Genomic DNA, 24,537 nt, shown 5'->3' on the forward strand with positions numbered 1-24,537 from the left:
CATCGAGAATATGACAATGGATGTTCGCCACTTTGCCTTCCTGGCCCGCCAACCTTCTGCTGCGCTGAAACCGCGAGACTCGTTCTTCGGCCTGCCCAAGCGCGGTTTGGTGCTGATCCTGGCCAACGCGCTGTTCTGGCAGCCGCTGCTGGCCCAGGCCGAAGGCATTGTGGTCAGCGCGCCGGGCACCACCGTCGGCCAGGCCGGCAATGGCGTGCCGGTGGTGAACATCGCCACCCCCAATGGCAGTGGCTTGTCCCATAACCAATTCAAGGACTACAACGTCGGCCCCAACGGCGTGATCCTCAACAACGCCAACGGCCCCGTGACGAACACCCAACTGGGTGGCTACATCGTTGGTAACCCCAACCTCAAGGGCGGCGCGGCCAGCGTCATCCTCAACGAAGTCAACGGCGGCAGCCCCAGCCAACTGCGCGGCTACACCGAAGTGGCGGGCCAGTCGGCCAAAGTCATCGTCGCCAACCCGTACGGCGTCACGTGCAGCGGTTGCGGCTTTATCAACACCCCCAACGTGACCCTCACCACCGGCAAACCGGTGCTCGACGCCAGCGGCCAGTTGCAGCGCTACCAGGTTGACGGCGGCGCCGTGACCATCGACGGTGAAGGCTTGAATGCCAGCAATGTCGACCGCTTCGAGATCATCACCCGCTCGGCCAAGATCAATGCGCAGATCAATGCACGGGAATTGACCGTCATTGCCGGGCGTAACGACGTCGACGCCAACAGCCTGAAAGCCACCGCGCGCGCCGATGACGGCAGCGCCAAGCCCGAGCTGGCCATCGACTCCTCGGCATTGGGCGGCATGTACGCCGGTGCGATCAAACTGGTGGGCACCGAGGCCGGCGTAGGCGTGAAGCTTGACGGTACCTTGGCCGCCAGTGGTGGGGATATCCAGTTGGCTGCCAATGGGCGCCTGAGCATGGCGCAGACGGCGGCGAGCGGCGCGATCAACGTTAACGCCGCGAGCCTGGACGCCCAAGGGCCGGTGTACGCTGGTACGGCCTTGGACGTGCAAACCCAAGGCGATCTCACCAACCGTCAGAGCCTGGCCGCCCGTGACCGCATTGCGCTGTCCAGCGGCGGCACGTTGACCAACAGCGATATCATCGAAGCCGGTGTAAACACCGATAACACTCGCAATGCAGTGGGCGATGTCAGCCTGCGCGGCAAGACCGTCAACAACACCGGCACCAGTGTCATCGCCAGCCGTGCGTTGAGCGTTGATGCTCAAGCCCTGAACAACCAGGGCGGTACCCTGAGTTCAAAGCAGCACACCCAGGTATCGGCGGCCTCGGTCGACAACCAGAACAAAGGCCGCATTCTTAGTAATGCCGGCTTGGCTATTACGACGGATCGCCTGCAAAACACCCAGGGCGGCCTCGTAACCAGCAATGGACCGTTGACCGCTTCCGTAGGTGATTTGCAAAACCAAGCTGGTGAAGTCTCCAGCCTGGACACGGCGACGCTGACGGTCGCCACCGTCGATAACGTCGCGGGCCTGATCACGGCGGGCAAGGCGTTGAGCCTGAATATTGACGCCCTCAACAACCAGAACGGGCTGATCACCAGCCAAGGCAACGTCGCCCTTACCGGGAACAGCCTGGATAACCGCCGCAAAGGCATGGTCGCTGGTATCGGCGGTGTACAGCTGAGTGTGGCCAGCATCGACAACCGTAACGGCGAGTTGTCCAGCCGAACGAGCGTGCAGGTAACCGGTACACAACTGGATAACAGCGATGGCGGGCTGGTGATAGCCGGTAGCGGCTTGAGCCTGAATGTCGATCAGTTGCTCAACCGCAACCAGGGCCTGATCAGCAGCGAAGGGCTGCTGAGTGTCACGGCCCACACGCTGGCCAACGGCGGCGGGACACTCTCCAGTGCTGGCCCGCTGACCCTCAGTGCCCTTGGCGGCGTGGACAACCAAGGCGGGCGCCTGGTGACCGATGGCACCTTGAACCTGAACAGCGCGAGTATCGACAACAGCCAGAAAGGCACCCTGAGCGCGCGACAAGCCGCGAACCTCACCACCTCAGAGCTGAACAACCAGCAGGGCGGCCAGATCACCAGCGCCGACGCCTTGACCCTGGACCTCCAGCGTGGCGAGCTTAACAATCAGGGCGGGCTGATCAACGCGCCGCTGCTGATGCTCAATAATCTCAAGGATGTGCATAACCAGGGCGGCGAGATTTCCAGCGCCCAGGCGTTCATGCTCACCGCCGACAACCTCGACAACAGCAGCGGCAAACTGTTGAGTAACACCGCGCTGACCCTGCGCATCGGCCAGGCCCTGACCAATGTCAAAGGCATGATCGCCGCAGCATCGCTCGACGCTCACGCCGCCAGCCTCAACAACAGCGGTGGCACGCTCACCAGCCGTGGCGACACCCTGCTCAACGTTGACGGCCGCCTGACCAACCGCGGCCAAGGCCTGCTCAATGCAGGCAATACCCTGACGCTCAACAGCGCCGCACTGGACAACCAGAACGGTTCACTGCTGGGCAGTGCGATTGCCCTGGACTTCGGCAACGCCACCGGCGACCTGAACAACACCGGAGGTCTGATCACCACTGCCGGCAACCTGACCATCAATCACCTGCGCGACCTGAACAACGGGGGTGGCGAACTCTCCAGCGCGCAAACCCTTAACCTCAGCGGTCGCACGTTGAACAACAGCAACGGCAAGCTGATCAGCAATAACCTGCTGGTGCTCAATGCCGACAACCTGATCAACCAGAATGGCTTGATGTCCGGCTGGCAGGGCCTGACCGTCAGCGGCGCCAACCTCGACAACCGCAACGGCGGCACCTTGTCGAGCCGTTACGGCGACCTGAACGCCACGCTGACCGCCGGCCTGCTCAACAGTGGCGCTGGTGCACTGGTCAGCCAGAAAACGCTGACCGTGAGCGCTGGCGGACTGGACAACAGCAGCAAGGGCGTACTCTCCAGCGCCGCTGGCCAGAATATTACTGTGGGCGGTTTGCTCAACAACGCCCAAGGCGGCGTGATCGACAGCGGCGCAGCCTTGAACCTGAATGCGCAAAGCCTGGACAACAGCGCCGGCAGCATCAGCGGCGGCACCTCCACCACCCTCGACCTGTTGGCGACCCTGACCAACACCAATGGCAAGTTGGCCAGCGGCGGGCCGTTGCTGATCAGCCGTGCCGCACAGATCGACAACCAGGGCGGGCAAATCGGCAGCCAAGGCCTGTTGACCCTGCTGACGGGCGGCCTGGACAACCGTAACCGTGGCACGTTGGCCGCGAATGATCGCCTGAGTATCACTGCCAGCGGCCTGGTGCAGAACGGCAACGACGGTTTGATCTACAGCCAGAACGCTGATCTCAGCCTCACGGCCAACCGCGTGGAGAATGGCAACGGTACCGTGCAAAGCCAGGGCGGCATGACCGTCGACGTGGCCGACGCGCTGGATAACCAGAGCGGTAAACTGATCGCCCAGGCGGGCGACCTGAGTGTTAACGCAGCCAGCCTCGACAACCGTGGCGGCACCCTCGCCAGCCTCAAGGCCGCACTGCAAACCCAAGTAGTCGGCGTACTGCGCAACGGTTACGACCTCAATAACAATCGTCAGGGCGGCGTGATGCAGGGTCAAACCCTGGATCTGCAAGCCGGCGTGGTGGACAACTACGGCGGGCGCATGTCCGCGCAGGGCGGCAACGGTCTGGTCACCACCGGCAACTTCGACAACCGCAACGGCGGGCTCTATGCCAAAGGCCTGATGCGTGTGGTCGGGCATGACTTCGATAACAGCGGCGACAACGATGGCCAGATTGCCGCGCAACAAATCGACTTGGACCTGAGCGGCGCACTCAACAACCGTCTGGGCATCATCGAAAGCGAAACCACCCTCAAGGTGCGCGCCGCCAGCCTCGACAACCAGACCGGGCGCCTTCGCGCGCTCGGCAAAGCGGGCACCACCGAATTCGCCATCGGTGGTCTGTTCGACAACCGCAACGGCCAGCTGGAGACCGCTAACAACGACCTGACCCTCAACGCCGGCAGCTTCCAGAACCTGGGCGGCAACGTACTGCACGTGGGCACCGGCAATTTCGGCATTGCACCCGCCAACCTCAACGACGTGGGCGGCAGCCTGGTCACCCGTGGCGACTTGACCATCACCCAGGGCAACTGGACCAACAGTAGCGTAATCCAGGCCGGGCAACTCACGGTCAACGTCGACACCCTCGACCAGACCGCCACTGGCCAACTGCTCGGCGCCCGGCGTTTTACCGGTAACGGCGTTAACTGGACCACCCATGGCCTGATCGCCAGCGACGGCATACTCGACCTGACCTTGAGCGGCGCATTGAACAGTACCGGGCGCATCAGCAGTCTGGGCAGCCTCAACCTCAGCGCGGCCCAAGCCACCCTGAGCGACACGGCAAGCATTGCCGGCGGCGACGTCACCACCGCCAACATTGTCGGCACGCTCAACAACCGCGGGCGCATCACCGCCGCCACCGACCTGTTGCTCAACGCCGGCACGCTCAACAACTACGCGACCCTGGGCAGCGGCCAACGACTGGTCGCCACCACCGGCGCCTTGCTCAACGACCATGGCCTGATCTTCAGCGGCGCAGACATGAGCCTGCGTGTCGATGCGCTGAACAACAGCTATGCCGACCTCTACAGCATGGGCAACCTGAGCGTCGACCGCGACGGCAAGGGCAGCCTGGCCAGCAGCATCATCAACAGTTCATCGACGATCCAGAGTGACGGCAACCTCAGCCTGTCCGCCAACTCGATCAAAAATGAACGGGCGGTACTCACCGTCAATGACGCAGGTGTCTACACCGCCTCGGCCACCGAAGGCACGTGCATCAAGTACGTTAACGCCGGCGACTGCAAAGCAGGCGGCACCCCGCGCAACTACGTGTGGGAGCTGGTGACCCGCGACAAACTGGAGGTGACCGCTGCCAGCGCCGGTTCGAGCATCACCTCGGGCGGTAACATGACCCTGGCGGGCGGCGATCTGCTCAACAGCAGCAGCTCGATTGCGGCCGGTGGCACCTTCACCGCACGCTTGAACAACCTGGTCAACACCGGCATCGAAACCGGCGAGACCGAGACCTACCGGCTCTTCACCTCCACCCGTACCAAACACCCGGAAGGCTGGTTCAGCGCCGCCGCCGCACTCACCAACAAATACTGGTACCAAAGCGCCGGCTACAACCCCAATGACCTCGGTGGCCTGGAAGCTACCGTGGCCAACTTCGTCGGCCTGATGGAGAGTGAGAACACCCAGTTCGGCAAAGTCACCAAAATCGCCAGTGACGACCAACGTTACGCTGCAGTGATTCAGGCTGCCGGCGCGGTAGACGTCAAGGCGCAAGCCGGTATCGACAACAGCGTGGTACGCCTGGGTTACAACTACATCGGTGCGGGCGCCAAAACCACCACCGGCGCCACCGGTGCCAGTGGCGCAGCCGGTTACTCCACCCGCGTCACCCTCAACCAGCAACTGCCGCCTGACCTCGCTCAACAGCAGATCAACCCGTTGAGTCTGCCCGGCTTCACCTTGCCCAGCGGGCAGGGCGGGCTGTTCCGCCTCAGTGGTGAAAGCGCCAGCGCGCCGGCCAGTACTGGCTCGCAAGGCTGGACCTTGGGCGGCGGCAGCTTAGACCGCACGCCGGTTACCGGCCCGGTCGTACCCGGCAGCGGCACCTCGGCCGACGGCGTGGTGATCAACCGCGTACAAGGCCTGCCAGACAGCCAGTTCGTCTCCAATCCACAGAAATTCCTGATCGAAACCAACCCGCTGCTGACCAACCTCAGCCAGTTTTTAAGCTCTGATTACATGCTGTCCAAACTGGGCTTCGACCCGGACCAGGCCCAGAAGCGCCTGGGCGATGGGTTGTATGAACAACGCCTGATCCAGCAAGCCGTCATCGCCCGCACTGGCCAGCGTTTCATCGATGGTCAGACCAGCGACGCCTCAATGTTCAAGTACCTGATGGACAACGCCATCGGCACCAAACAGGCGCTTAACCTGGCCGTAGGCGTGAGCCTCACCGCCGAGCAAGTCGCGGCCCTGACCCACGACATCGTGTGGATGGAAAACGCCACCGTCGCTGGCCAGCAAGTGCTGGTGCCCGTGCTCTACCTGGCCCAGGCCAACAACCGCCTGGCGCCCAACGGCGCACTCATCACCGGCAACGACCTGAACCTGGTCAGCGGCACCGACCTCAACAACGTCGGCACCCTGCGCGCCACCAACAACCTGGCTGCCAGCGCCGGGCGCAACATGGTCAACAGCGGCCTTGCTCAAGCCGGCAACCGCCTCGACCTGCTCGCCGGCAACAACCTCACCAACCGCGCCGGCGGCATCATCGCCGGGCGCGACGTCAGCGTCAGCGCAGTGAATGGCGATGTACTCAACGAGCGCACCGTCACCAGCCACCAGAGCAGCAGCGGCTACCGCACCGAACGCACCGACTTCGTCGACAACGCCGCCCGCATCGAAGCCGCCAACACCCTCACCCTGCAAGCCGGGCGCGACGTCAACAGCACCGGCGGCGCCTTCAAAAGCGGCGCCGACCTGGGCGTTCAAGCCGGGCGCGATGTAAACCTGGCTACCGCCGAACAGCGCAATGCCAACACCGCCAGCACCTACATGCGCAGCAGCAGCGCAAACCAGTACGGCACCGTGATTGAAGCCGGGCGCGACTTCCAGGTGGTGGCTGCGCGGGATATCAGTGCCATCGGCAGCCAGTTGAATGCCACGCGTGATCTGGCGCTGGTAGCCAAGGGCAATGTGAACCTGGCGTCGGCGGCGAATGAACAGCATTCGGCGTTTAATTCCAAGAAGGTCACCAGCCAGGAAGACCACGTTCAGCAAGTGGGCACATCGTTGGTTGCCGGTGAGAACCTCTCCCTCAGTGCCGGTAACGACCTCGTGGTCAGCGCCAGCCGTGCGAGTGCCGGCAAGGAAGCCTACCTGTACGCAGGCAATGACCTGGCGCTGAACGCTGTGCGAGACAGCGACTACAGCTATTACCGCAAAACCAAAACCAGCAAAGGGTTGCTGTCCAGCACCCAGAAAACGCGCATCGACAGCAGTAACCAGATCAGCCAGCAGGGCTCTTCCATCAGCGCTGATACCGTGGTCGTGCGTGCTGGCCGTGACATCGGTACTACCGCCAGCGACGTGGTTTCCACCAACGCCACCAGCCTGATTGCCGGTCGCAATGTGGTGATTGATGGGGCGACGGAAACCTTTGAACAAAGCCATTCGTCCTCGACCAAAAAATCGGGCTTGATGAGCAGCGGCGGCATCGGCGTGATGTTGGGTTCAAGCAGCAACCAGAACACCTTCACCAGCAGCACCGAGACCACCCGGGCCAGCAACATCGGCAGTGTGCTGGGCAGCGTGGATATTCAGGCTGGCAAAGACCTGACCATTCGCGGCTCTGACGTGGTTGCCGGTAAGGACATCAGCCTGATTGGGCAAAATGTCAGCATCCTGGCTTCCGAGAACAACAACCGCAGCGAGCAGACCTCCAAGAGCAAAACCAGTGGTTTGACCCTGGCGCTATCCGGCACCGTGGGTAGCGCGGTGGACTCCGCTTACCAGACTGCCAAACAAGCCAAGAATGAGGACGACGGGCGCCTCTCGGCGCTGCAGGGTGTAAAGGCGGGGTTGACGGGTGTGCAGGCGTGGCAGGCGGCGCAGCAGAATGGCGGTATGACCGGCGCTAACGCCGGTGAGTTTGTCGGCATTGCCATCTCGCTTGGTTCGCAGAAGTCCAGCTCCAAACAAACCCAAGAACAAACGGTAAGCCAAGGCAGCAGCCTCACCAGCGGCAACAACCTCAGCATCGTCGCTACCGGCAATGGCACGTCTGGCGAAGATGGAGACATCCGTGTCCAGGGCAGCAAGCTCCAGGCCGGTAATGAAATGCGGTTGGCGGCCGAGCGTGATATCCGCCTGGAAGCCGCCTCCAACACACAAAAACTCGATGGCAAGAACAGCAGTGGCGGCGGAGCCGTTGGCCTTAGCTTTGGGGCGAGTTCCAATGGTGCTGGCCTTAGCATCTTCGCCAATGCCAACAAGGGCACCGGCAGCGAGAAAGGCAATGGCACAACCTGGACGGAAACGACGCTGGATGCGGGCAAGCAAGTCAGCCTGATCAGTGGGCGAGACACTACCCTCAAAGGTGCGCAGGTCAGTGCAGACCAGATCAAGGCAGCGGTGGGCCGCGATCTTACGCTGCAAAGTCTGCAAGACACCGATGACTACAAGTCCAAACAAACCGATGTCAGCGGTGGCGCAAGTTTCACGTTTGGCACCATGACGGGCAGCGGTTCGCTCAGCATCAGCAAGAGCAAGATCGACTCCAACTATAAGAGTGTGCAGGAACAAACTGGCCTGTTTGGCGGTAAGGGCGGCTACCAGATCGACGTAGGCAACCACACGCAACTCGATGGCAGTGTGATCGCCAGTACTGCAACGGCAGACAAAAACCGCCTGAGCACCAGCACGCTTGGCTGGAGCGTTTTAAAGAACAAAGCTGATTACATGAGCCAGTTGCAGAGCGCCAGCGTCAGCAGTGGCGCAAGCAGCGCAAATGCCTTCATCAGCAATATGCCCTCTGGCAGCTTGATCGCATTCAATCATGGCGACAGTGACAGCGGCACCACGTCATCGGCCATTTCCAACGGCACCCTCGACATCCGCGATCCTGTCAAACAGCAGCAGGACGTCGCAACACTGAGCCACGATGTTGAACACGCCAACGGCAGCATCAGCCCCATCTTCGATAAGGAGAAAGAGCAGAAGCGCCTGCGGCAGGTGCAGTTGATTGCGGATATTGGTACTCAGGCAGTAGACATCGTTCGAACCCAAGGCCAGATCGATGCTGATAAAGAGGCGCGTGCTGAACTTGATAAGCGTGGCATCAAGGAACCTGGAAAAGATGCCAAAAAAGAGGACGTCGACGCCTACAAGAAACAACTGATTGCCACTGACGCTTATCAACGGATCATGGCGGACTACGGGGTCGGCGGCAATTACCCGCGTGTAGCGCAGGCGGTGACGGCAGCATTGCAAGGGCTGGTGGGAGGCGATATCGGTTCAGCCATTGCGGGCGCATCGGCACCGTATCTGGCACAAGTCATCAAGAAGACTACCGGAAATAACGCTGCACTGAACACCATGGCGCATGCCGTATTGGGTGCGGTGATCGCGCAGGCACAGGGCAACTCGGCGCTCGCAGGCGGTGCCGGGGCTGCGACGGGCGAGCTGATCGCCCACCAACTCTACCCAGGCACGAAAACGGCGGATCTGACGCAGGAGCAGAAAGATACGGTTTCAGCGTTGTCTGGTTTGGCCGCAGGTCTGGCGGGTGGGATTGCTGGCGGCGACCTGAGCGGGGCAGTGACGGGCGCGCAGGCGGGGACTAATGCTGTTCAGAACAACTATCTGAGCAAACAACAAGAAGCTCAGAAAGCTCAGGAAAAGGCGGCGTGCCCGACGGGTAAATGTGAAGCTGGCGTTGAGGCAAAGTGGTTTCTCGTCGACAAGGGCCAGGACATCAGTTTTAGGGCGGGAGCGCTGGTAGGAGTGCCAGAAGGGCTTGTCGATACAGTGAAGGGCGTCATCGATGTTGTCGGCAGTCCCATAGAAACCTATCGCTCGCTGAGCTCCTTGTTTGATAGTGGCGATGTGCTGGGAAATGTATCGGAGTCCGTCAAGCAGTCGTACATTGATCGCATTAATAAGCTGAGTGAGGAGTATGAGAGGGCTGGGCCGGGCGGGTCTTTTAATGCGGGACGTGAAACTGGGAAGTTGATAAGCGACGTGGCATCGCTTGTGACTGGGGTTGGCGGTGCGGTAAAAGGCGGCGCCTTGATCCTCGAAAAAGTCACTGCTAAGGTTGTTGCTAGGGTAGAGTTAGCGGGTGCAAAAGGTGGCGGTTCTAGTGGTTTCAGTGGCGGTAAACCAACTATTGTGGATGATCCATATAGCCCGAATGCTGTTACTGAAAGGTCTAGCGTAAATAGAGATTATTATGGTCGAGAAAATGCTGCCGATGAGTTTTCTGCTGGCCTTCCAGACTATGCAACGCATTCAACAGCAAAGAGCTATCAGTCAACTGCGCCAAGAGATCTGAACGAGCAGATTTTGTGGAACAGAGTGATAGAAAATCCCTCAGCCGGTCGTGATACAAAACTGGCGGGCGATAAAGACTTCCCTCGGAGTGAGGGATGGAGAAAAATGGAAGTAAGTCACCGTCTGCCTAGCGGAGAAAATATAACCCTCCACTACCAGTACAACTCCGCCACCGGTAAAGCATACGATATGAAAATTACCACGCCGCAGCAGCTGCCCCCTGTGCTGCAGCCCGGTAGGACTATTGAGTGATGTGGATATGATTATTCGAGAAATTGGGCGTGAAGAGCCTGTCCAGGTTTTTGGGATTTACTGGATAGAGAGCGAGCGCTATTACTGGGTCATTCCGTATGATGGTTACGGCGGTCTGATGGTACTCAGCGATAGAGAAGTCAATGTTGTTGACTCGTCTTTGTCAAGTGATCTCATCCTCTGCAAGGATGGCGGAGGAGGGGACATGATTCTGCATTGGGCAGCCGAAGGTTTGATTGAAGAGCTTGTGGAGCGTGATCCACAGGCAATGGCCGAGTTCTTAGAACGTATAAAAGGGTGATGGTGCAAAAGGGGAAGTGTCCGGTCTTCTTCCGAAACCTGGTGCTACATCTATTCCTGCAAGTGGCGTAGGTGCTGGTGCAGCATTTAAGGTAGATTCGAAGCAGCTAGGTAAAAAGCTCGGTAAGCACGTTGAAGATTTCGGCGGCAACGCGGCTAGCCCAGCAGATCGTAAAATGGTACTTGATAAAATTCATGACGTTGGGAGTAACCCTGAAAAAGTAATCCCTGGGACTTTTGCTGGGCAAGGAGCAAATGGCGCACGGGGTGATGTGTTTTTCAGAGTTAAGGGTAATGATGTGGTTATTACCAAGCCTGATGGAACGTTCGTTACTATCCTGAAGGATGGGGTAACTCAGAATCCATCTGTACAGAGCGCATTGAAGGGAGGCGTCAGGTAATGAACTTTCCTGAACTTATGATTGCCTGGCTGTTAACAGTGCTCGGGAAGAAACTACTGTCAGTAAATGCTCTATTCCATGTGTTCTCTTCCGAGAGGGATTCTGCCCCTCAAGAGGTTGGCCTTCTATTTGAAAATTCTGAAATTGGGAAGCTCTATGGCGGACCTGATGGTGCATCTCTCTGTTTTTCTTTGAGTCCGATTTCAAGCTGCGATCTAGGTGAATACGGTAGGCAAGATATTTTTTGTATCTCTGGTGAGCTTTATTTCTCCGATGTTGTAGGAAGGAAGTTAGTGTCAGCATCGCTTGTACAGTCCTTAGCGGAAGACGTAGTGGTAGGCGTTGCTCTCTCGTTTGATAATGGTTTTTGCCTATCCATTTTAAACTTAGGTGATGAGCTTTTTGTCTATGATGAGATCCCAGAGGAAATAGTGATCAGCGAGGGGGTGAGCCTTATCTCTGTGAGTTAATGGTGCAAAAGGGCTGGACACAGGAAAGGCGCCATACACCTCGACAGTCTCGCCGGATGCTGAGGCTGGCATGGCGTATGCTCACCCGGTAAAGGAGGCTGGTGCAAAAGGGTCAGGGACCTCCATAGTTCCTCGACAGGGAAGCATTTCCTTCGAGAACGGGAAGACATTTGAGAGTCTGAGCGTTTCGGAACAACAAGGACTGAACGCTATCCAGAAACTTGGCTACGATGTTCATGTGCCCTTGGAGGCAAGCAAAAAAGGCATATCTGGTGTGCCTACCGCTGAATTCAATGTTCAGGAGCTTGGAAAGGTGGATGTTTATGCGCCAAATAATCTGAACCCCAAGACTATTTCTCGAGAGATCGAGAAGAAGGTGGTTCAGGGACAGGCTAGCTCGATAGTTGTTGTTGTTCCTGAGAACTTTAGCAAAGTAGATATGTACAAGTCTGCTGCTGCTGCTTTTGGGAAAAGCAAAGGGGGGGAGCCAATTCCTTTGAATCAAGTGATTTTCTCGCAGGGGGAGAAATCTATTCAGTTGGATAGGCAGGCTATTAATAGCCTGCTAGGGAGGTAGGAATGGCTAAGTTTTCATGTAGATGCTCTCATGTTATTAGCCTGATTAATTCTCCTGTTTCGGAGGAGTTTACTCTTGTTCCAAATAAGTTGTTATATAGCTTGGCGGAACAGGCAGATAAGGGGGAACTCTCTTTTGAAGAGTTTTTTGATCGTATAGATGCAGCTAGTAGAGATGTTATTACTTGTCCTGTATGCGGTCGGGTTTGGATAAAAAAAACCGGGAGCTTAGAATATTGGCCCTATCTTGAAGAAAAGGAATGAACAAATTCTGGTCAAACCGGGGGATAGGGGGCAGACCACGTTTTAAGGCTGGCAGAGTTGCTCTTTAAAAACATAGAAGAATAGTGGTCTGACGCCTATTTCCTCGCGTTAATGGTCGGCCTGCTGGCGAAGCGACTGGCAGCGACTTCAAAACCGGTGCTGCGGCTGCCGGACTGAATGAGGCACTGATCAACCAGCTGGCTTGGGCAGCACGCGGTAATGACGACATTACGTTGGTGCTGTCGCAACTGACGGGCTTGTTAGCAGCTGCAGCCGTTGATGGTGATCTTGAAAAGGGCTCGGAGATCGCCCAAAAAGCCTCGACGTACAACTGGCTGACTCACCGTGAAATTGAGGATGCGGACAATCTTGGACTCAGACGAGAAATGCCCCCGCTGGGGCCCAGTCCATGCCGGTGAGAAAATGATGATTGCACATATGAAAAAAAATGAAATATACGTCAGGATGTTTTCTCTAGCGTTGCCTTATATAAGAAATATTCAGACTCTTGATGAAAAAATAAAGGGTAAAGATAGGTCTTGTTATTTTGAAGCAGAGTTGGTGCATAACCTTGCCAATAGTTTGTTGAATTCTGAGTTTTCCGAGCATGACATATGGTTTTTAAATCATCAGGCTAAGTATTACTTTGATAATTGTAGTGATGATATTTCACCAAATTACTGGGGGCATCTGAAATTAATTCGGGCTCTTTTTGAACTAGTTCCTGATATATTCAAAGCGAAATTATTATGGGGCGGACCCTGAGGAATCCCCACAAATCTATCCTACGTAAAAGGGACAGATTTATTTAAATATTAAGCTTAAAAAGCTCCAGATGGGTCGATTAAATAAATCCGTCCCCTTTGACCTATCAACTATAGAAACCTTACGCCTAGTAACCAAGAAATGGTCAATGGCTGGATTAAGTTGCTGCCAAAAGAGCAACAAAACAAGATATTAATTTTGCGGTGACCTCTATGGGTATGTATATATCGATAAATGAATCTTCAGGCTGGGGGACTTCAGGGGGGGTGTTTGATTGTATTGTCGAAGGAACAAGAGCATTCTTCACTCATGAGCAATATAGTTGTATGAGAAAGATATATGAGGCATTAGATGAGCAAGCGCAGAGCTTCATCGTCTTAGACAATGTTAAGGACGATTGCTTCAATTTATTCTATAGCCATTGCGAAGCGGCAATGAAGTTTTTTCCTGAAAGTGACCGCGGAAAGCTGGTGCCTGAGAATCATATTCCAGGGATACTGTGGAATTGGTCTGAGGTTTTACGACTTATGCGAGAGGATATTCGTTATAAAGCTAAATAGTTTGGTACGTAAAGGGGACGGATTTATTTAAACAATTTAAAACTCCAGATGAGTTGATTAAATAAATCCGTCCCCTTTGACCCAAAGGGACAAAAATGTCAGTTTTTGAAAATCTCGGAAGTATGCCTCCGGCACTATTTGTTAATTATGCTGCTATCTATGACAAATATCGGCCCCAAATCGAAGCGGAGAAAAAACGTGCGCAAGATTAGTCTCTTTGTATTAGTCGCTTTTTTAATCACGGGCTGTGCGCCTTCGTACTCTGGATGGAAGAACAGTAAAGACGCGTGGGTGGGAACTACGCTGGATTCGCATAATCACTCCATTTGTCAGCGAGATTGTGGCGGGTCGCTATGGTCGCCAGTTAATAAAAATCGCGTGTTTGATCGGGTTGTTGCTGAAGGAAAAAATAAACGGATCTATATTACGTGGATCAGGGATTGCCGTTATTCGGTGTTGGTTTCCGAGGAAGGTATTATTAGGGCATGGCAGCCCGAGGGTGGCAGTGATGAAAATTGCTATATGTACTAGAGTGTTTCTGTAACGAACTGTATGTTTGCTTTAGCGTAAAGGGGGCGGATTTATTTAAATATTAAATTTTAAAAAAACTCCAATTTGGTCGATTAAATAAATCCGTCCCCTTTGACCCATGTTGATAACGCACTGAGGTATGGGAAGGTAACTCCTAATGGGCCAGGTGGGCACGTTATTGAGTACAACGCAGGTAAGGTGATTGGAACAAACGTCTCAGGCGCTCCAACATCGACAGTCAAAATAAATGTTCGGGATGGTGTGATTCAGACTGCATTCACGTACTAGTTAGGAATAGTTATGAGTAGTGGCGGTACACTAATAGAGCGATTTGTCGCCCAAGAGTTGGACGACAGCGTTCGCTCTATTTTGAAAGATGCCTTTGATGAGCGGATTTGCTCAAAGAGCGTTCTGCTCAGGGAGTTCGAGTTTAATTGCTTTGACGTTTCTTTGGACTTTGAAAAAGGCATCGTCACATTGCAAGATGTTCTTTCCGCTGGAGAGAGTAGCTTTCTTGATATACCTATACGTGATTTTATCTCTGCTTGCGGTTTGAATGTCTCTTGTTAATTGTAGTGAACGTAAAGGGGGCGGATTTATTTAAATATATAAAACTCCAGATGAGTTGATTAAATAAATCCGTCCCCTTTGACCCTTTGACCGCTTAAGCGTGTCTACGACTATAAATCGGGCGGCACCCAGGCCGCCCGGCTTTTACTCAGGATGGATCGGTATTGAGCCTGCGACTGATGACATCCAGCAAATCACACCCATCGCGCAGCGGAATCGCCAGCAATTGGGCGAAGTCTTGAAGCACCACAGCATCGCTGCTGAGCTGTTCGCGAAAGGCCAGGTTTTCCAGCAGTTGGGTGACGGCGCGAATCCGGTACACGGCGGCGTCGTGGAGGACATCGAGGGGCGCATGGGTGTCGATAAGCAGGGCGGGGGCGGTGCAGTCGTGGCCCGTGAGGGGCATGTATCGATTCATTGTCAGTACTCTGTTGGTGGATTAAGCCACCACTCATTCGTCGCCAAACGAATGGGTGGCAGCTGTACGCAGGTTGGCGAACCGGCAACAGAGTAAACCGGCAGACCCGAAGGTCTCCCGCGCACAGCCGCCATATCATGCACAGCTTTGCGGGTGCAAAAACACCTGCATAGAAGCGGGATGCTTTTGCGCTCTGTTGTCAGGTCGCCAAACCTGAATCGCCATATGGGCGACGGCCCGGACTATAAGCCCGCACCCAAACCCACGCAAGGCAGCAAAGTACTGGCCCAATCACAAGGCCTCATGTCTTCACCCCCATTGCCGACACACTGGCGTTGATTAAACGCGTTCACCACCACCAACATTAAAGGACTGATGTGAAAAACCTTCTCCTGATTCTCCTCTCCACCCTCATCCTCGGCGGCTGCGTCAGCCAGCCCCTCACGCCCGAGCATCGCGCACAGGTCAAGACGGTCAAGGTGCTGCCCGTAAAATGGGAAAAGAACATGGTCTACATGGGCCGTGAACAAGCCTGGGGTGCGGCCCTGGGCGCCGGGCTTGGCGCGGGCGTCGGCATGGCCAGCGGCGCGTCCAAGCTGGGCACGGCGGCCTTGAGCGGCGCGGGGTTTGCCGCCGGCATGAAGGCGGGGCAACTGGCCGAGATGTCGACGCCGGCCGCGATCCTCACGGTGATGGACGCCGAAAATATCGACTTGGGCGTGTTGCTCAAGCAGGCCTTTATCGATGCCTTGGGTAAGACGTCATCGCTCAAGGTGGTGGGTGACGACGAGCCGGCCGATGCACAGATTCAACTAACGGTGGGCGAGTGGGGCTTTCGCCTGACCCAGGGTTTCAGCAGCGTGGTCTACCCAACGCTCACCGTGGTGGCGCGTATGGACCGTGGCGACGAGATGCTCTGGCGCACGGTGGAGACGGTCACGCCGTTCAATGGTCAGAACGTCTACGGCTACACACCGCTCACTTATCGCACTGATCCTGAGGCATTGCGCCGTGCGTTGACGGGTATCACGCAGATCTCCGGTGGGTATCTGGTGAAGGAGCTCAAGTAACTCCGCGATAGGCTCGACATCGCCCCGTGGCTTGCGGTGGCTGATGTCGGCGCGGGTGTTATTGACCGAAACCGCAGGGCATCTTGAACATTTTGTATATTCCAGTGTCTTTACCCCGCCCACCCGCAACCGGTCGGGCTGCATGGACTGCAGCGTTTTCAAAATACATTAAGGATTAATGTGAACCTCGCCCTCTCATTCACTTCTCTGCCACCGCCCGCTGCGGTGCACTCGCTCGCGCCTGCGTTGCAGAAAGACGCCTTGGGGGCATGCACTCGGATCAAGTGATCCTTCGCTCAGTACACCTACAGCCGCCGGGCTTATTGGCGGCTTTGACTGTAGTTCATGGAGTTTTAGATGAAGCGTAAGCCGTTCCAGAAAACCCTGTTGGCCTTGATGGTCAGCGCAGGCGCCGCGCACGTTGCTGCGGTGGAATTTGACGTCAGCAGCGGCCAGAACAAGTGGAAAGGCCAAGTGTTCAACGAGCCTGTGACCTTGGTCGGTTCGCGCAATGTGGTGGCCACCCAGCGTTATGTCGATGGGGCGAGTGTTGCCGAGACCGATATTCAGGGCTCGCTGATCAACCGCGCCGACTACACCATTGATGGCAGTGGCCTCAACATCCGCGGGTTCGTGGTGGACGGTGCGATTGACTCAGATCTCAGAGCCCGTGGCGGCATTATCACCGGCGATGTGATTCAGTCCGGTGTGATCAGGCTGACCAACCAGACCTGGGCCGAAGGGTTTGAGGTAGGCGCTGCCACCGTCGGCGGCAACGTGATCAACACGGGCACCATCATCACCGTCGACGTGCCGGGTTCCGGCCCCGAGAGCGACGGCGAGGGGATCTACCTCAACGGCACCACCGTAGGCGGCGATGTCGTCAACTCCGGCCTGGTGGACGTGACGTCCTACTACGGCTATGGCCTGATTCTGGACACTCACAACAATATGCCGGTGACCATCGGCGGCAAGATTCTCAACTCGGGGACCATTCGCGTCACCGGTGAGGAAGCGCTGGGCATCGAGGTTGAAACCGATACCAGTGACCTGCGCATCGAAAACAGCGGGTTGGTGACGGTCAATGGCGGGCTGGCCAAAGCCGTACAGTTCAACTCCGGTACTTACGATTACGTGCTCAACACCGGCACTATTGAAGCCAACGGCACCAACGCGGTGGCCATTAATTTGGCCGGGGCGACCTTTACCCTGAACCCACAGACGGGTGCACGCGGCATCGTCAACCGTGGCCTGATCAAGGCCGACAGCACGGCGATCCTGGTGGACGCGAAGTACCAAACCTCGCCTTTCGAAATCAACCAGCAAGCCGGCGAGATCCGCAGTAACTCCGGCACCGCCATCGACGCCGCCAACCTCGCCACGCTGAACTGGACCGGCGGCAAAATCACCGGCGACCTGCTCAACTTGAGCGCGGTGAATGTCGCAGGCCAAGCCGATTTCACCGGCAGCCGCATCATCGCCCCTGTCTCGATCAACTCCGGCTCGCTGAACCTTTCCGCCCCGGGCACCACGATCACCGGCGACCTTAACGTTGCCAACGGCGCGGGCATCGATATGCACCTGTCCGACAGCGTCGTGCCGACCACGCCGTACCTCAACGTGAATGGCAACGCCACGTTCGCCCAGGCCTCGAAGCTGACGGTGAGCGCGCAGCCAGGCGACTTCGCACGCACCAACAACGGCACCCAATACACCTTGGTGCAAGCCAACAGTGTGCAGAACAACGGCCTGTCGGTCGCCAGTTCGTCGTCGTTGCTCGACGTGCTCAGCTACTCGGCCGACGCGCAAACCGTCAAGGCGGTGGTGGCGGTCAAGGACAACCAGCAAGTGCAGCAAGAGCTGGCCGGCGTGGGCGCCAGTGCCGCAGCGGCCACGGCGGTCAATACCTTCAAAAATGACGTGCTCGGCGACCTCAACCAGAACGATCAAGTGTTCCAGGCCCTGGCCAACGCCGGTACTGCGCAGCAACTGGCGCAAGTCAGCGAACAACTCAAGCCGGACGTCAACCGCGGCGCCCTGGACGTGGCGTTGTCGGGCCAGACCGTGGTCAACGGCGCGATCTTCAACCGCCTCACCGACCAGCGCGAAAGCCATCAAACCGGCGGCGTGTGGGTGCAGGGCCTGAGCAGCAACATGGACCAGGACGGGCGTGGCGGCAACAACGGCTACTCGGCCAACAGCAGCGGCATGGCCGTGGGTGTGGACGGACGCTTGAACGACACCACCACGTTGGGCGTGGCGTACAGCTACCTTAACTCCAACATCCATTCCGACCTCGGCAACAAGACCGACGTGGAGGGCCATGCGCTGTCGCTGTACGGCAACTGGTCGCTGCAAAACTGGTTTGTCGACGGCAGCCTCAGCTATGGCCATAACGACAACGACAGCAAACGCCATATCGCCGGCACCACAGCCAAGGGCAGTTACGACAGCAATGTGCTGTCTGCGAGTGTGATCGGCGGCTACAGCTTCAAGCCGTCGCAGGCCGTGGTGATTGAGCCGCGTGTGGCAGCGCGTTACGCCAACGTGCGCATGGACGGTTTCGACGAGAAGGGTTCTTCGGCCGCGCTGAGCACCCAGTCGCAACGCTATGAAGTGGGCGAACTGGGCGCAGGTGTGCGCTTGGCGGCCAACTTGCCAATGGGCGCCGGCAGCCTGCAGCCGGAAGCCACCTTGATGGCGTATCACGACCTGATGGGTGATCGCGTCGCACAAACCTCCAGCTATGTGCTCGGCGGTTCTGCGTTCACCGTCACCGGCGCTTCGGTGGCGCGTGACAGCTATGAAGCCAGTGTCGGCGTGAACTACCAGGTGTCGGACTTTACCGTGGGGGCCAGCTACACCCGCCAGGCCCGCAGTGGGTTTGATGCGGATGGGGTGATGCTCAAGGCGCGGTACGCGTTTTAAGGATTACGGCCGATAGAAAACGGCATCGGGCTGCGGTTCTCCCACGTAGCCCGAGCCAGATTTTTAATTGTGTTCAAGGAAGTTACCCATGAAAAAGACCTCACTCCTAATCCTCGCCCTGGCCTTGGCCGGTTGCCACTCCACTGCCAGGAACTCCTCGCCAAGCCTGCTGACGGACGGCGTCCAGTTGCAGCAGAAAAAGGTCGAGGTGGACGCCGAACACGCCAAGGTCATCATGAAGGCAACCGGTTTCACCTACCCGGTGCAGTTCTCCGTACGCCGTAGTTCCGATGCAGATCAGCGTCCGGAAATCCTCGGGACGGTGGTGGATTCTGGTCGCGGCAAGGTATTCGGCTGGATCGCCAAGATGAGCGAAGTGGGCAACAGCGCCGTCGCCAAACGCTTCCCGCAGTTGGAAGTGCAAGCTGACCCGGGGCAGCCCTTTGAGGTGATCGGCGAGTCACGGGTCTACAACGCCAACTACGTTGGCCTCGTCAAAACCTATGTGTATGAATGCGGCCCCATGAGTTCGACCTTCAAGCCTGAGAAGCAAAAGGTTTACCTGGTGGAATTCGTGATTGTCGGGAAGGGCTGTGAGCAGCATGTGTATGACGTAACTGCGCCTAACGAGCGTGTCCCGGTGGCGACTGTGGCGGCGACAGGAAATATTCCGTCGCTCTAAGTTGCTTTAACCCGAATCGCCAGCGCCTTGCGTCTGACCTTGTGAACGGATCATTCATTCACGAGGTTCAGTCCATGTCCCGTCCTCTTCTGCTGTTGCGTCCTGCCGCCCAAGGCTTCACCGTGACCCTGCTGGTGGCGCTTGCCGGGTGTGGGCTTTCTTCATCCCGTGACGTGGCCAAGCCCGCTGAGTCGGCGCCTGTCGTGGAGGTGCAAAGTGAGCCCGCCAGCGTCCAGGGGGCCATGGTCAAGCGGAGGGTTGCGCCTGCACCGATGGCTTCGCGATTGGTCATGAACGACTCGATCGCCATGCAATACCAGACCGAGCCTCGGGAGCACTATCAGAACCTACCGGACAACCCGATCCGCAGCGTGGCCGAAACACCGGTCTCCACCTTCAGCGTCGACGTCGACACCGGCAGCTATGCCAACGTACGACGTTTCCTCAATCAAGGCAGCCTGCCACCCGAAGGTGCCGTGCGACTGGAGGAAATGGTCAATTATTTTCCCTACGACTACGCTCTGCCTACCGACGGCTCGCCCTTTGGCGTGACCACGGAAGTAGCACCGTCACCCTGGAACCCCCACACCCGACTGTTGCGCATCGGCATCAAGGCCTCGGACCACGCCGTGGCGGACCTGGCTCCGGCTAACCTGGTGTTCCTGGTGGACGTATCCGGCTCGATGAATCGCCGCGAAGGCCTGCCGCTGGTCAAGAGCACCCTCAAACTGCTGGTGGACCAATTGCGCGACCAGGACCGCGTCTCGCTGGTGGTCTACGCCGGCGAATCGCGGGTGGTGCTCAAGCCCACCTCGGGCCGCGACAAAACCACCATCCGCAATGCCATCGACCAACTTACGGCCGGCGGCTCCACCGCAGGCGCGTCGGGGATCGAAATGGCCTACCAAATGGCTCGCGAAGGGTTTATCGACAAAGGCATCAACCGCATCCTGCTGGCCACCGATGGCGACTTCAACGTGGGCGTCAGCGACTTCGACAGCCTCAAGCAAATGGCCGTCGACCAGCGCAAAAGCGGTGTGTCCCTGACCACCCTCGGCTTTGGTGTGGATAACTACAACGAACACCTGATGGAACAACTGGCCGATGCCGGTGATGGCAACTACGCCTATATCGACAACCTGCGCGAAGCCCGCAAGGTGCTGGTGGACCAACTCAGCTCGACCCTCGCCGTGGTGGCCCGGGATGTGAAACTGCAAGTGGAATTCAACCCGGCACAGGTCAGCGAATATCGACTGCTTGGCTATGAAAACCGCGCCCTGAAACGTGAGGATTTCAACAACGACAAGGTCGACGCCGGCGAAATCGGTGCCGGGCATACGGTGACCGCGTTGTATGAAATTGTCCCGAAGGGTGAACAGGGCTGGCTGGAGCCACTGCGCTACGCATCGGCGGCTAAGGCTGACGGTAAAACTGGTGAGCTGGCGATGCTGCGAGTCCGCTACAAACCAGCGGAAGGCGGCGATAGCCGACTGATCGAACACCCGATCAGCAACCAGCAGAACAGCAAACCCAGCGACGACCTGCGTTTCTCTGCCGCCGTGGCCGCCTTCGCCCAGCAACTCAAGGGTGATGGCCGCTACACTGGCGCCATGAGTTTCAAGGACACGGCCGCACTGGCCCGCTCCGCCCGGGGCGACGACCCCTTCGGCTTGCGCGGCGAGTTTGTGCAGCTGGTCGAATTGGCCCAGAGCCTCCAGGCCCCGGCCAAACACTGATCCACCTCAAAGGAGTGCGCCACCTGATGGATTCACCCAGCGACGAAGCCCTGCTGTCCCGTTACCGCAGCGGCGACGGTGCAGCGTTCGAGGCCCTGTACGCGCGGCATCGACAGGGCCTGTACCGTTTTCTGGTGTCCTTGAGCAACAAGGTCGAACTGGCCGAGGAAGTGTTCCAGGACACCTGGCTCAGCCTGATCCGCAGCACCAGCGAGCCACAGGGGCGGGCGAGTTTTCGCACCTGGCTGTTCCAGATTGCCCGCAACCGCCTGATCGACCACTGGCGCAAGCACGGCATCCACAACCCGCTGCACGACAGCTACGATGAGCAGCTTCACGGCCAGCCCGACGACAGCGCCGGGCCTGAGCAACTGCTAAGCCTGAGCCGCGACCAGGCGCGCCTGGACAGCGCACTGCAAGACTTGCCCGAAGACCAGCGCGAAGTGTTCCTGCTGCGCCTGCACGGCGAGCTGGAAGTGCCACAAATCGCCGCGCTCACCGGCGCCCCACTGGAAACGGTAAAAAGCCGCTTGCGTTACGCCCAGCAGAAACTGCGCCGACTGCTGGCCGAGGAGGTACCCGCATGACTGACCCCCGACATACCCAGGACTCGAACGACGAGCTGCTGATCGAGCATTTCCGTCAACACACCCGCGGCGAGCCGCCGGCTTCCTTGGACGCCTTCATCCTGGCCACCGCCCACCGTGAAGCGCCGGTGCGGCAACCCAGCCTGTGGCAGCGCTGGTTACAGGCCTGCCAACGGCCGCGCTGGCAGATGGCATTTGCCACCGTCGCGGGTGTGGCCCTGATGATTGGTTTGGTCACGCGCTCGCTGGTGCCGCAGCCGGAGTTATCCACAGGCACTTACGCGGCCGCTCCGCAGGAACTGGCCCGTCCAGCACCGGCAGCCGCGCCGATGGCTAGATTCTCCGTGGCTCCGCAGGCTGACAGTGCGCCGCAGGTGCAGGCAGAAGTCGCGGGTTCGCTGGCGGATGAGCCGGTGGCGAAGATGAGCAAGCGCTCGGCTGTTGTGCTGCCGCCATTGGAGCAAGGGCTGCAGGAAATCCTGCGGTTGCGGCAGGCGGGAGAGACGAAGGTGGCGGATGAGAAGCTGCTGGAGTTGCATAAGCGCTTTCCCAAGGAAGACTTGCCGGCGCGGTTGGAGGCGTTGAAAAATCCTTGAGGTGGAGGTCGCCAGCCGGCGGTTGACGAGAAACTTCCGGCCTTTATAATCATCCGCAACACGGCCCCTGTCGGTTGATGCGCTTCGGTGCAGCAATTGCTCAGGGGTTTTTTATTGCCTTGATTTTTTCGATTACCAATCGCGCTTCTGCCAGTGGTGATCCACTCCCATGCCCTCCAAATTAAGATCAAGATGGGACAAGTCTGGAAAGTCATTCTCCAATAGTGCTTTCAGCCGTCGTCCCCAGCTTGATGACGGATTGATGACCTTCATCAAGTGGTGGGTGATACACAAGAGCATAAAAGGCCGCGCGCGTCGGTGTGCATCATCATGGAATGCGGCCAATGCAGGAGCCTGTTCCTCAGGTGGCAGTTTTGGCTGATCAACGATGTTCCGATTCCACAGGCGACTGTGATGGGCGCATACGTTTCGCAGGTAGTTCAGGCTGCGCAGCCAACTGGCGAAGACCCTTCCATTGCTGATCCCGTACTCTTGAGATATGGCATCTTGATCCGCCTCAGTCATGCCAGCATAAAGGGTCGACAACGTGCCGAAGTCCCAAACCTCGCAAGCCACCCAAACCGCCAACGGAAGGCCGTATTTTTCCTTGTTATGACGGATAAAGTCTTCGTTCGAGCGGCTGATCAATGCGGCGTGTTTGCCTACCCAGGCATGATGTTTGGTGAGCCCTGTTTTCCCGTCGATTTGGGTAGAAAAACTTTCATGGAAATGCTCAGGTTTTAGATACGCAAACTTTTCGTGCTTGCCCAGCCCGTGGGATATGTCCACTCGCAATGCGATTTCGATACGTTCCAAGGCGTCCATGGTCAACAGGCGAAGTTTTTTATCAAACACATAAAGATCGACTGCGTTTTGGAAGGTAGTGCCGGGTTTGAAAGTGTCTAGAGGGAGCCGCCCCGGTTTGGTTTTGTTCGGCTTCTGATTTTTGTGCTGAATAAGTGGGCAGCACAGCTCGGTGCGCTCACGAAAGGCGAACCAGTAGCCGCTGAGGCGGTAATAGCCAATGCGCTCCAGATACTCCAAGGCTTTAGATCGCTCAGTAACGATCATTCCGCGAGCTATCAATATCTCAAGTTGGTCCTGGTAGCTCTGCCAAGGTTTAGGGTAACCCTGGATCATTGGTGCATCACTTTAGGCATGTGCAAGTCCCTCCTGCTTGAAACCGATACAAGCGCCCGCCCTTCGATGTGTGGCGTCACTCGGGCTTTCACTTTGCTGGTCGAGAAACTTATGGTCAGCCATAAAACTGTTACTTTATTTGCATCTTCTTCCTTATCTTGCGCCCACAAAAAAGCCCCAGGCCTTTCGACCTGGGGCTTTTTCATCTGTATCTGGTGCACCCGGCGGGATTCGAACCCACGACCCCTGCCTTCGGAGGGCAGTACTCTATCCAGCTGAGCTACGGATGCTTGTGCGGGCGACATCATACCCATGTCGACCTTGGGCGTCCATGCCGCTTTTCGGCCTGCTGCCAGTAGGAATAAGCGCTGCCGAAGCCCTGTGCCGGACATCTCGGCGCAATACGGTGGAACTCGCCCGAAACACGCTGATCAGAAAAATGGAGCAAATGCGCCGTTTTCGTTCTTTTTTTCGAACAGACTATTGCCCTGCACCCCCATTGATCCTAGGATTCGTTTGAGATTTCAAACGCTCCTGCCTG

The 24,537-nt window shown here is 57.4% G+C and carries 17 protein-coding genes and 1 tRNA gene; 15 read left to right on the top strand and 3 right to left on the bottom strand.

Annotated features, from left to right (window positions below; genetic code table 11):
* Window positions 1–16: 16 nt before the first annotated feature.
* From LIY45_RS23405 to LIY45_RS23445, 9 genes are all read left to right on the top strand, one after another.
* Window positions 17–10,402 (top strand): hemagglutinin repeat-containing protein, encoded by a 10,386-nt coding sequence (locus tag LIY45_RS23405; protein WP_226477759.1) that lies wholly within the window; start codon window positions 17–19, stop codon window positions 10,400–10,402.
* A 7-nt stretch (window positions 10,403–10,409) separates the two neighbouring features.
* Entirely contained in the window at window positions 10,410–10,703 is a 294-nt protein-coding gene (locus tag LIY45_RS23410; RefSeq protein WP_122252391.1) for a hypothetical protein, read from the top strand.
* Between the two features lie 16 nt (window positions 10,704–10,719).
* A complete protein-coding gene (locus tag LIY45_RS23415) occupies window positions 10,720–11,103 on the top strand; it encodes a hypothetical protein (protein WP_226477760.1) in 384 nt (127 codons plus the stop codon).
* Entirely contained in the window at window positions 11,103–11,573 is a 471-nt protein-coding gene (locus tag LIY45_RS23420; protein WP_226477761.1) for a hypothetical protein, read from the top strand. The genes LIY45_RS23415 and LIY45_RS23420 overlap by 1 nt, the downstream gene beginning before the upstream one ends.
* Window positions 11,574–11,643: 70 nt before the next feature.
* Window positions 11,644–12,150, top strand: a complete 507-nt coding sequence (locus tag LIY45_RS23425) for a hypothetical protein (protein WP_226477762.1) — start codon at window positions 11,644–11,646, stop codon at window positions 12,148–12,150.
* A gap of 2 nt (window positions 12,151–12,152) precedes the next feature.
* Window positions 12,153–12,413 carry a hypothetical protein gene (locus LIY45_RS23430; RefSeq protein ID WP_226477763.1) on the top strand — a complete coding sequence of 87 codons (261 nt, stop codon included), beginning with the start codon at window positions 12,153–12,155 and terminating at the stop codon, window positions 12,411–12,413.
* 423 nt (window positions 12,414–12,836) lie between these two features.
* Window positions 12,837–13,178: a hypothetical protein gene (locus LIY45_RS23435; protein WP_226477764.1), complete on the top strand. Its 342-nt coding sequence runs from the start codon at window positions 12,837–12,839 to the stop codon at window positions 13,176–13,178.
* 212 nt (window positions 13,179–13,390) lie between these two features.
* Complete coding sequence (locus LIY45_RS23440) at window positions 13,391–13,738, top strand: hypothetical protein (RefSeq protein ID WP_226477765.1); 348 nt, start codon at window positions 13,391–13,393, stop codon at window positions 13,736–13,738.
* Window positions 13,739–14,569: 831 nt separating this feature from the next.
* Window positions 14,570–14,839, top strand: a complete 270-nt coding sequence (locus tag LIY45_RS23445) for a hypothetical protein (protein WP_226477766.1) — start codon at window positions 14,570–14,572, stop codon at window positions 14,837–14,839.
* A 148-nt stretch (window positions 14,840–14,987) separates the two neighbouring features.
* Here the strand turns inward: LIY45_RS23445 and LIY45_RS23450 are convergent, their stop codons facing one another.
* On the bottom strand, window positions 14,988–15,245 hold the full coding sequence (locus LIY45_RS23450; RefSeq protein ID WP_226477767.1) for a hypothetical protein: 258 nt from the start codon (window positions 15,243–15,245) through the stop codon (window positions 14,988–14,990).
* Between the two features lie 389 nt (window positions 15,246–15,634).
* Between LIY45_RS23450 and LIY45_RS23455 the strand changes: the two genes are divergently transcribed.
* The 6 genes from LIY45_RS23455 (at window position 15,635) to LIY45_RS23480 (ending at window position 22,856) form a co-directional block, all read left to right on the top strand.
* Entirely contained in the window at window positions 15,635–16,327 is a 693-nt protein-coding gene (locus LIY45_RS23455) for a hypothetical protein (RefSeq protein WP_063033648.1), read from the top strand.
* A 357-nt stretch (window positions 16,328–16,684) separates the two neighbouring features.
* Window positions 16,685–19,255, top strand: coding sequence for an autotransporter outer membrane beta-barrel domain-containing protein (locus LIY45_RS23460; RefSeq protein ID WP_226477768.1), 2,571 nt, complete (start codon window positions 16,685–16,687; stop codon window positions 19,253–19,255).
* A gap of 88 nt (window positions 19,256–19,343) precedes the next feature.
* Complete coding sequence (locus tag LIY45_RS23465) at window positions 19,344–19,937, top strand: hypothetical protein (RefSeq protein ID WP_226477769.1); 594 nt, start codon at window positions 19,344–19,346, stop codon at window positions 19,935–19,937.
* A gap of 74 nt (window positions 19,938–20,011) precedes the next feature.
* Entirely contained in the window at window positions 20,012–21,673 is a 1,662-nt protein-coding gene (locus tag LIY45_RS23470; RefSeq protein WP_226477770.1) for a VWA domain-containing protein, read from the top strand.
* Between the two features lie 26 nt (window positions 21,674–21,699).
* Window positions 21,700–22,260, top strand: coding sequence for an RNA polymerase sigma factor (locus LIY45_RS23475; protein WP_226477771.1), 561 nt, complete (start codon window positions 21,700–21,702; stop codon window positions 22,258–22,260).
* Window positions 22,257–22,856, top strand: a complete 600-nt coding sequence (locus tag LIY45_RS23480) for a hypothetical protein (RefSeq protein WP_226477772.1) — start codon at window positions 22,257–22,259, stop codon at window positions 22,854–22,856. The genes LIY45_RS23475 and LIY45_RS23480 overlap by 4 nt, the downstream gene beginning before the upstream one ends.
* Before the next feature lie 132 nt (window positions 22,857–22,988).
* Here the strand turns inward: LIY45_RS23480 and LIY45_RS23485 are convergent, their stop codons facing one another.
* Both LIY45_RS23485 and LIY45_RS23490 read right to left on the bottom strand, forming a co-directional pair.
* Entirely contained in the window at window positions 22,989–23,996 is a 1,008-nt protein-coding gene (locus tag LIY45_RS23485) for an Abi family protein (RefSeq protein WP_226477773.1), read from the bottom strand.
* 213 nt (window positions 23,997–24,209) lie between these two features.
* Window positions 24,210–24,286 (bottom strand) — tRNA-Arg (locus LIY45_RS23490).
* Between the last annotated feature and the right edge of the window lie 251 nt (window positions 24,287–24,537).

Origin of the sequence: Pseudomonas sp. MWU16-30323 (assembly GCF_020515595.1) — a bacterium.
Lineage (GTDB): Bacteria > Pseudomonadota > Gammaproteobacteria > Pseudomonadales > Pseudomonadaceae > Aquipseudomonas > Aquipseudomonas yamanorum.

Coding starts and splice junctions, on each gene's coding strand:
- LIY45_RS23405 (WP_226477759.1), top strand. CDS start 17: ATGGATGTTCGCCACTTTGCCTTCCTGGCCCGCCAACCTTCTGCTGCG.
- LIY45_RS23410 (WP_122252391.1), top strand. CDS start 10,410: ATGATTATTCGAGAAATTGGGCGTGAAGAGCCTGTCCAGGTTTTTGGG.
- LIY45_RS23420 (WP_226477761.1), top strand. CDS start 11,103: ATGAACTTTCCTGAACTTATGATTGCCTGGCTGTTAACAGTGCTCGGG.
- LIY45_RS23425 (WP_226477762.1), top strand. CDS start 11,644: ATGGCGTATGCTCACCCGGTAAAGGAGGCTGGTGCAAAAGGGTCAGGG.
- LIY45_RS23430 (WP_226477763.1), top strand. CDS start 12,153: ATGGCTAAGTTTTCATGTAGATGCTCTCATGTTATTAGCCTGATTAAT.
- LIY45_RS23435 (WP_226477764.1), top strand. CDS start 12,837: ATGATGATTGCACATATGAAAAAAAATGAAATATACGTCAGGATGTTT.
- LIY45_RS23440 (WP_226477765.1), top strand. CDS start 13,391: ATGGGTATGTATATATCGATAAATGAATCTTCAGGCTGGGGGACTTCA.
- LIY45_RS23445 (WP_226477766.1), top strand. CDS start 14,570: ATGAGTAGTGGCGGTACACTAATAGAGCGATTTGTCGCCCAAGAGTTG.
- LIY45_RS23450 (WP_226477767.1), bottom strand. CDS start 15,245: ATGCCCCTCACGGGCCACGACTGCACCGCCCCCGCCCTGCTTATCGAC.
- LIY45_RS23460 (WP_226477768.1), top strand. CDS start 16,685: ATGAAGCGTAAGCCGTTCCAGAAAACCCTGTTGGCCTTGATGGTCAGC.
- LIY45_RS23465 (WP_226477769.1), top strand. CDS start 19,344: ATGAAAAAGACCTCACTCCTAATCCTCGCCCTGGCCTTGGCCGGTTGC.
- LIY45_RS23470 (WP_226477770.1), top strand. CDS start 20,012: ATGTCCCGTCCTCTTCTGCTGTTGCGTCCTGCCGCCCAAGGCTTCACC.
- LIY45_RS23475 (WP_226477771.1), top strand. CDS start 21,700: ATGGATTCACCCAGCGACGAAGCCCTGCTGTCCCGTTACCGCAGCGGC.
- LIY45_RS23480 (WP_226477772.1), top strand. CDS start 22,257: ATGACTGACCCCCGACATACCCAGGACTCGAACGACGAGCTGCTGATC.
- LIY45_RS23485 (WP_226477773.1), bottom strand. CDS start 23,996: ATGATCCAGGGTTACCCTAAACCTTGGCAGAGCTACCAGGACCAACTT.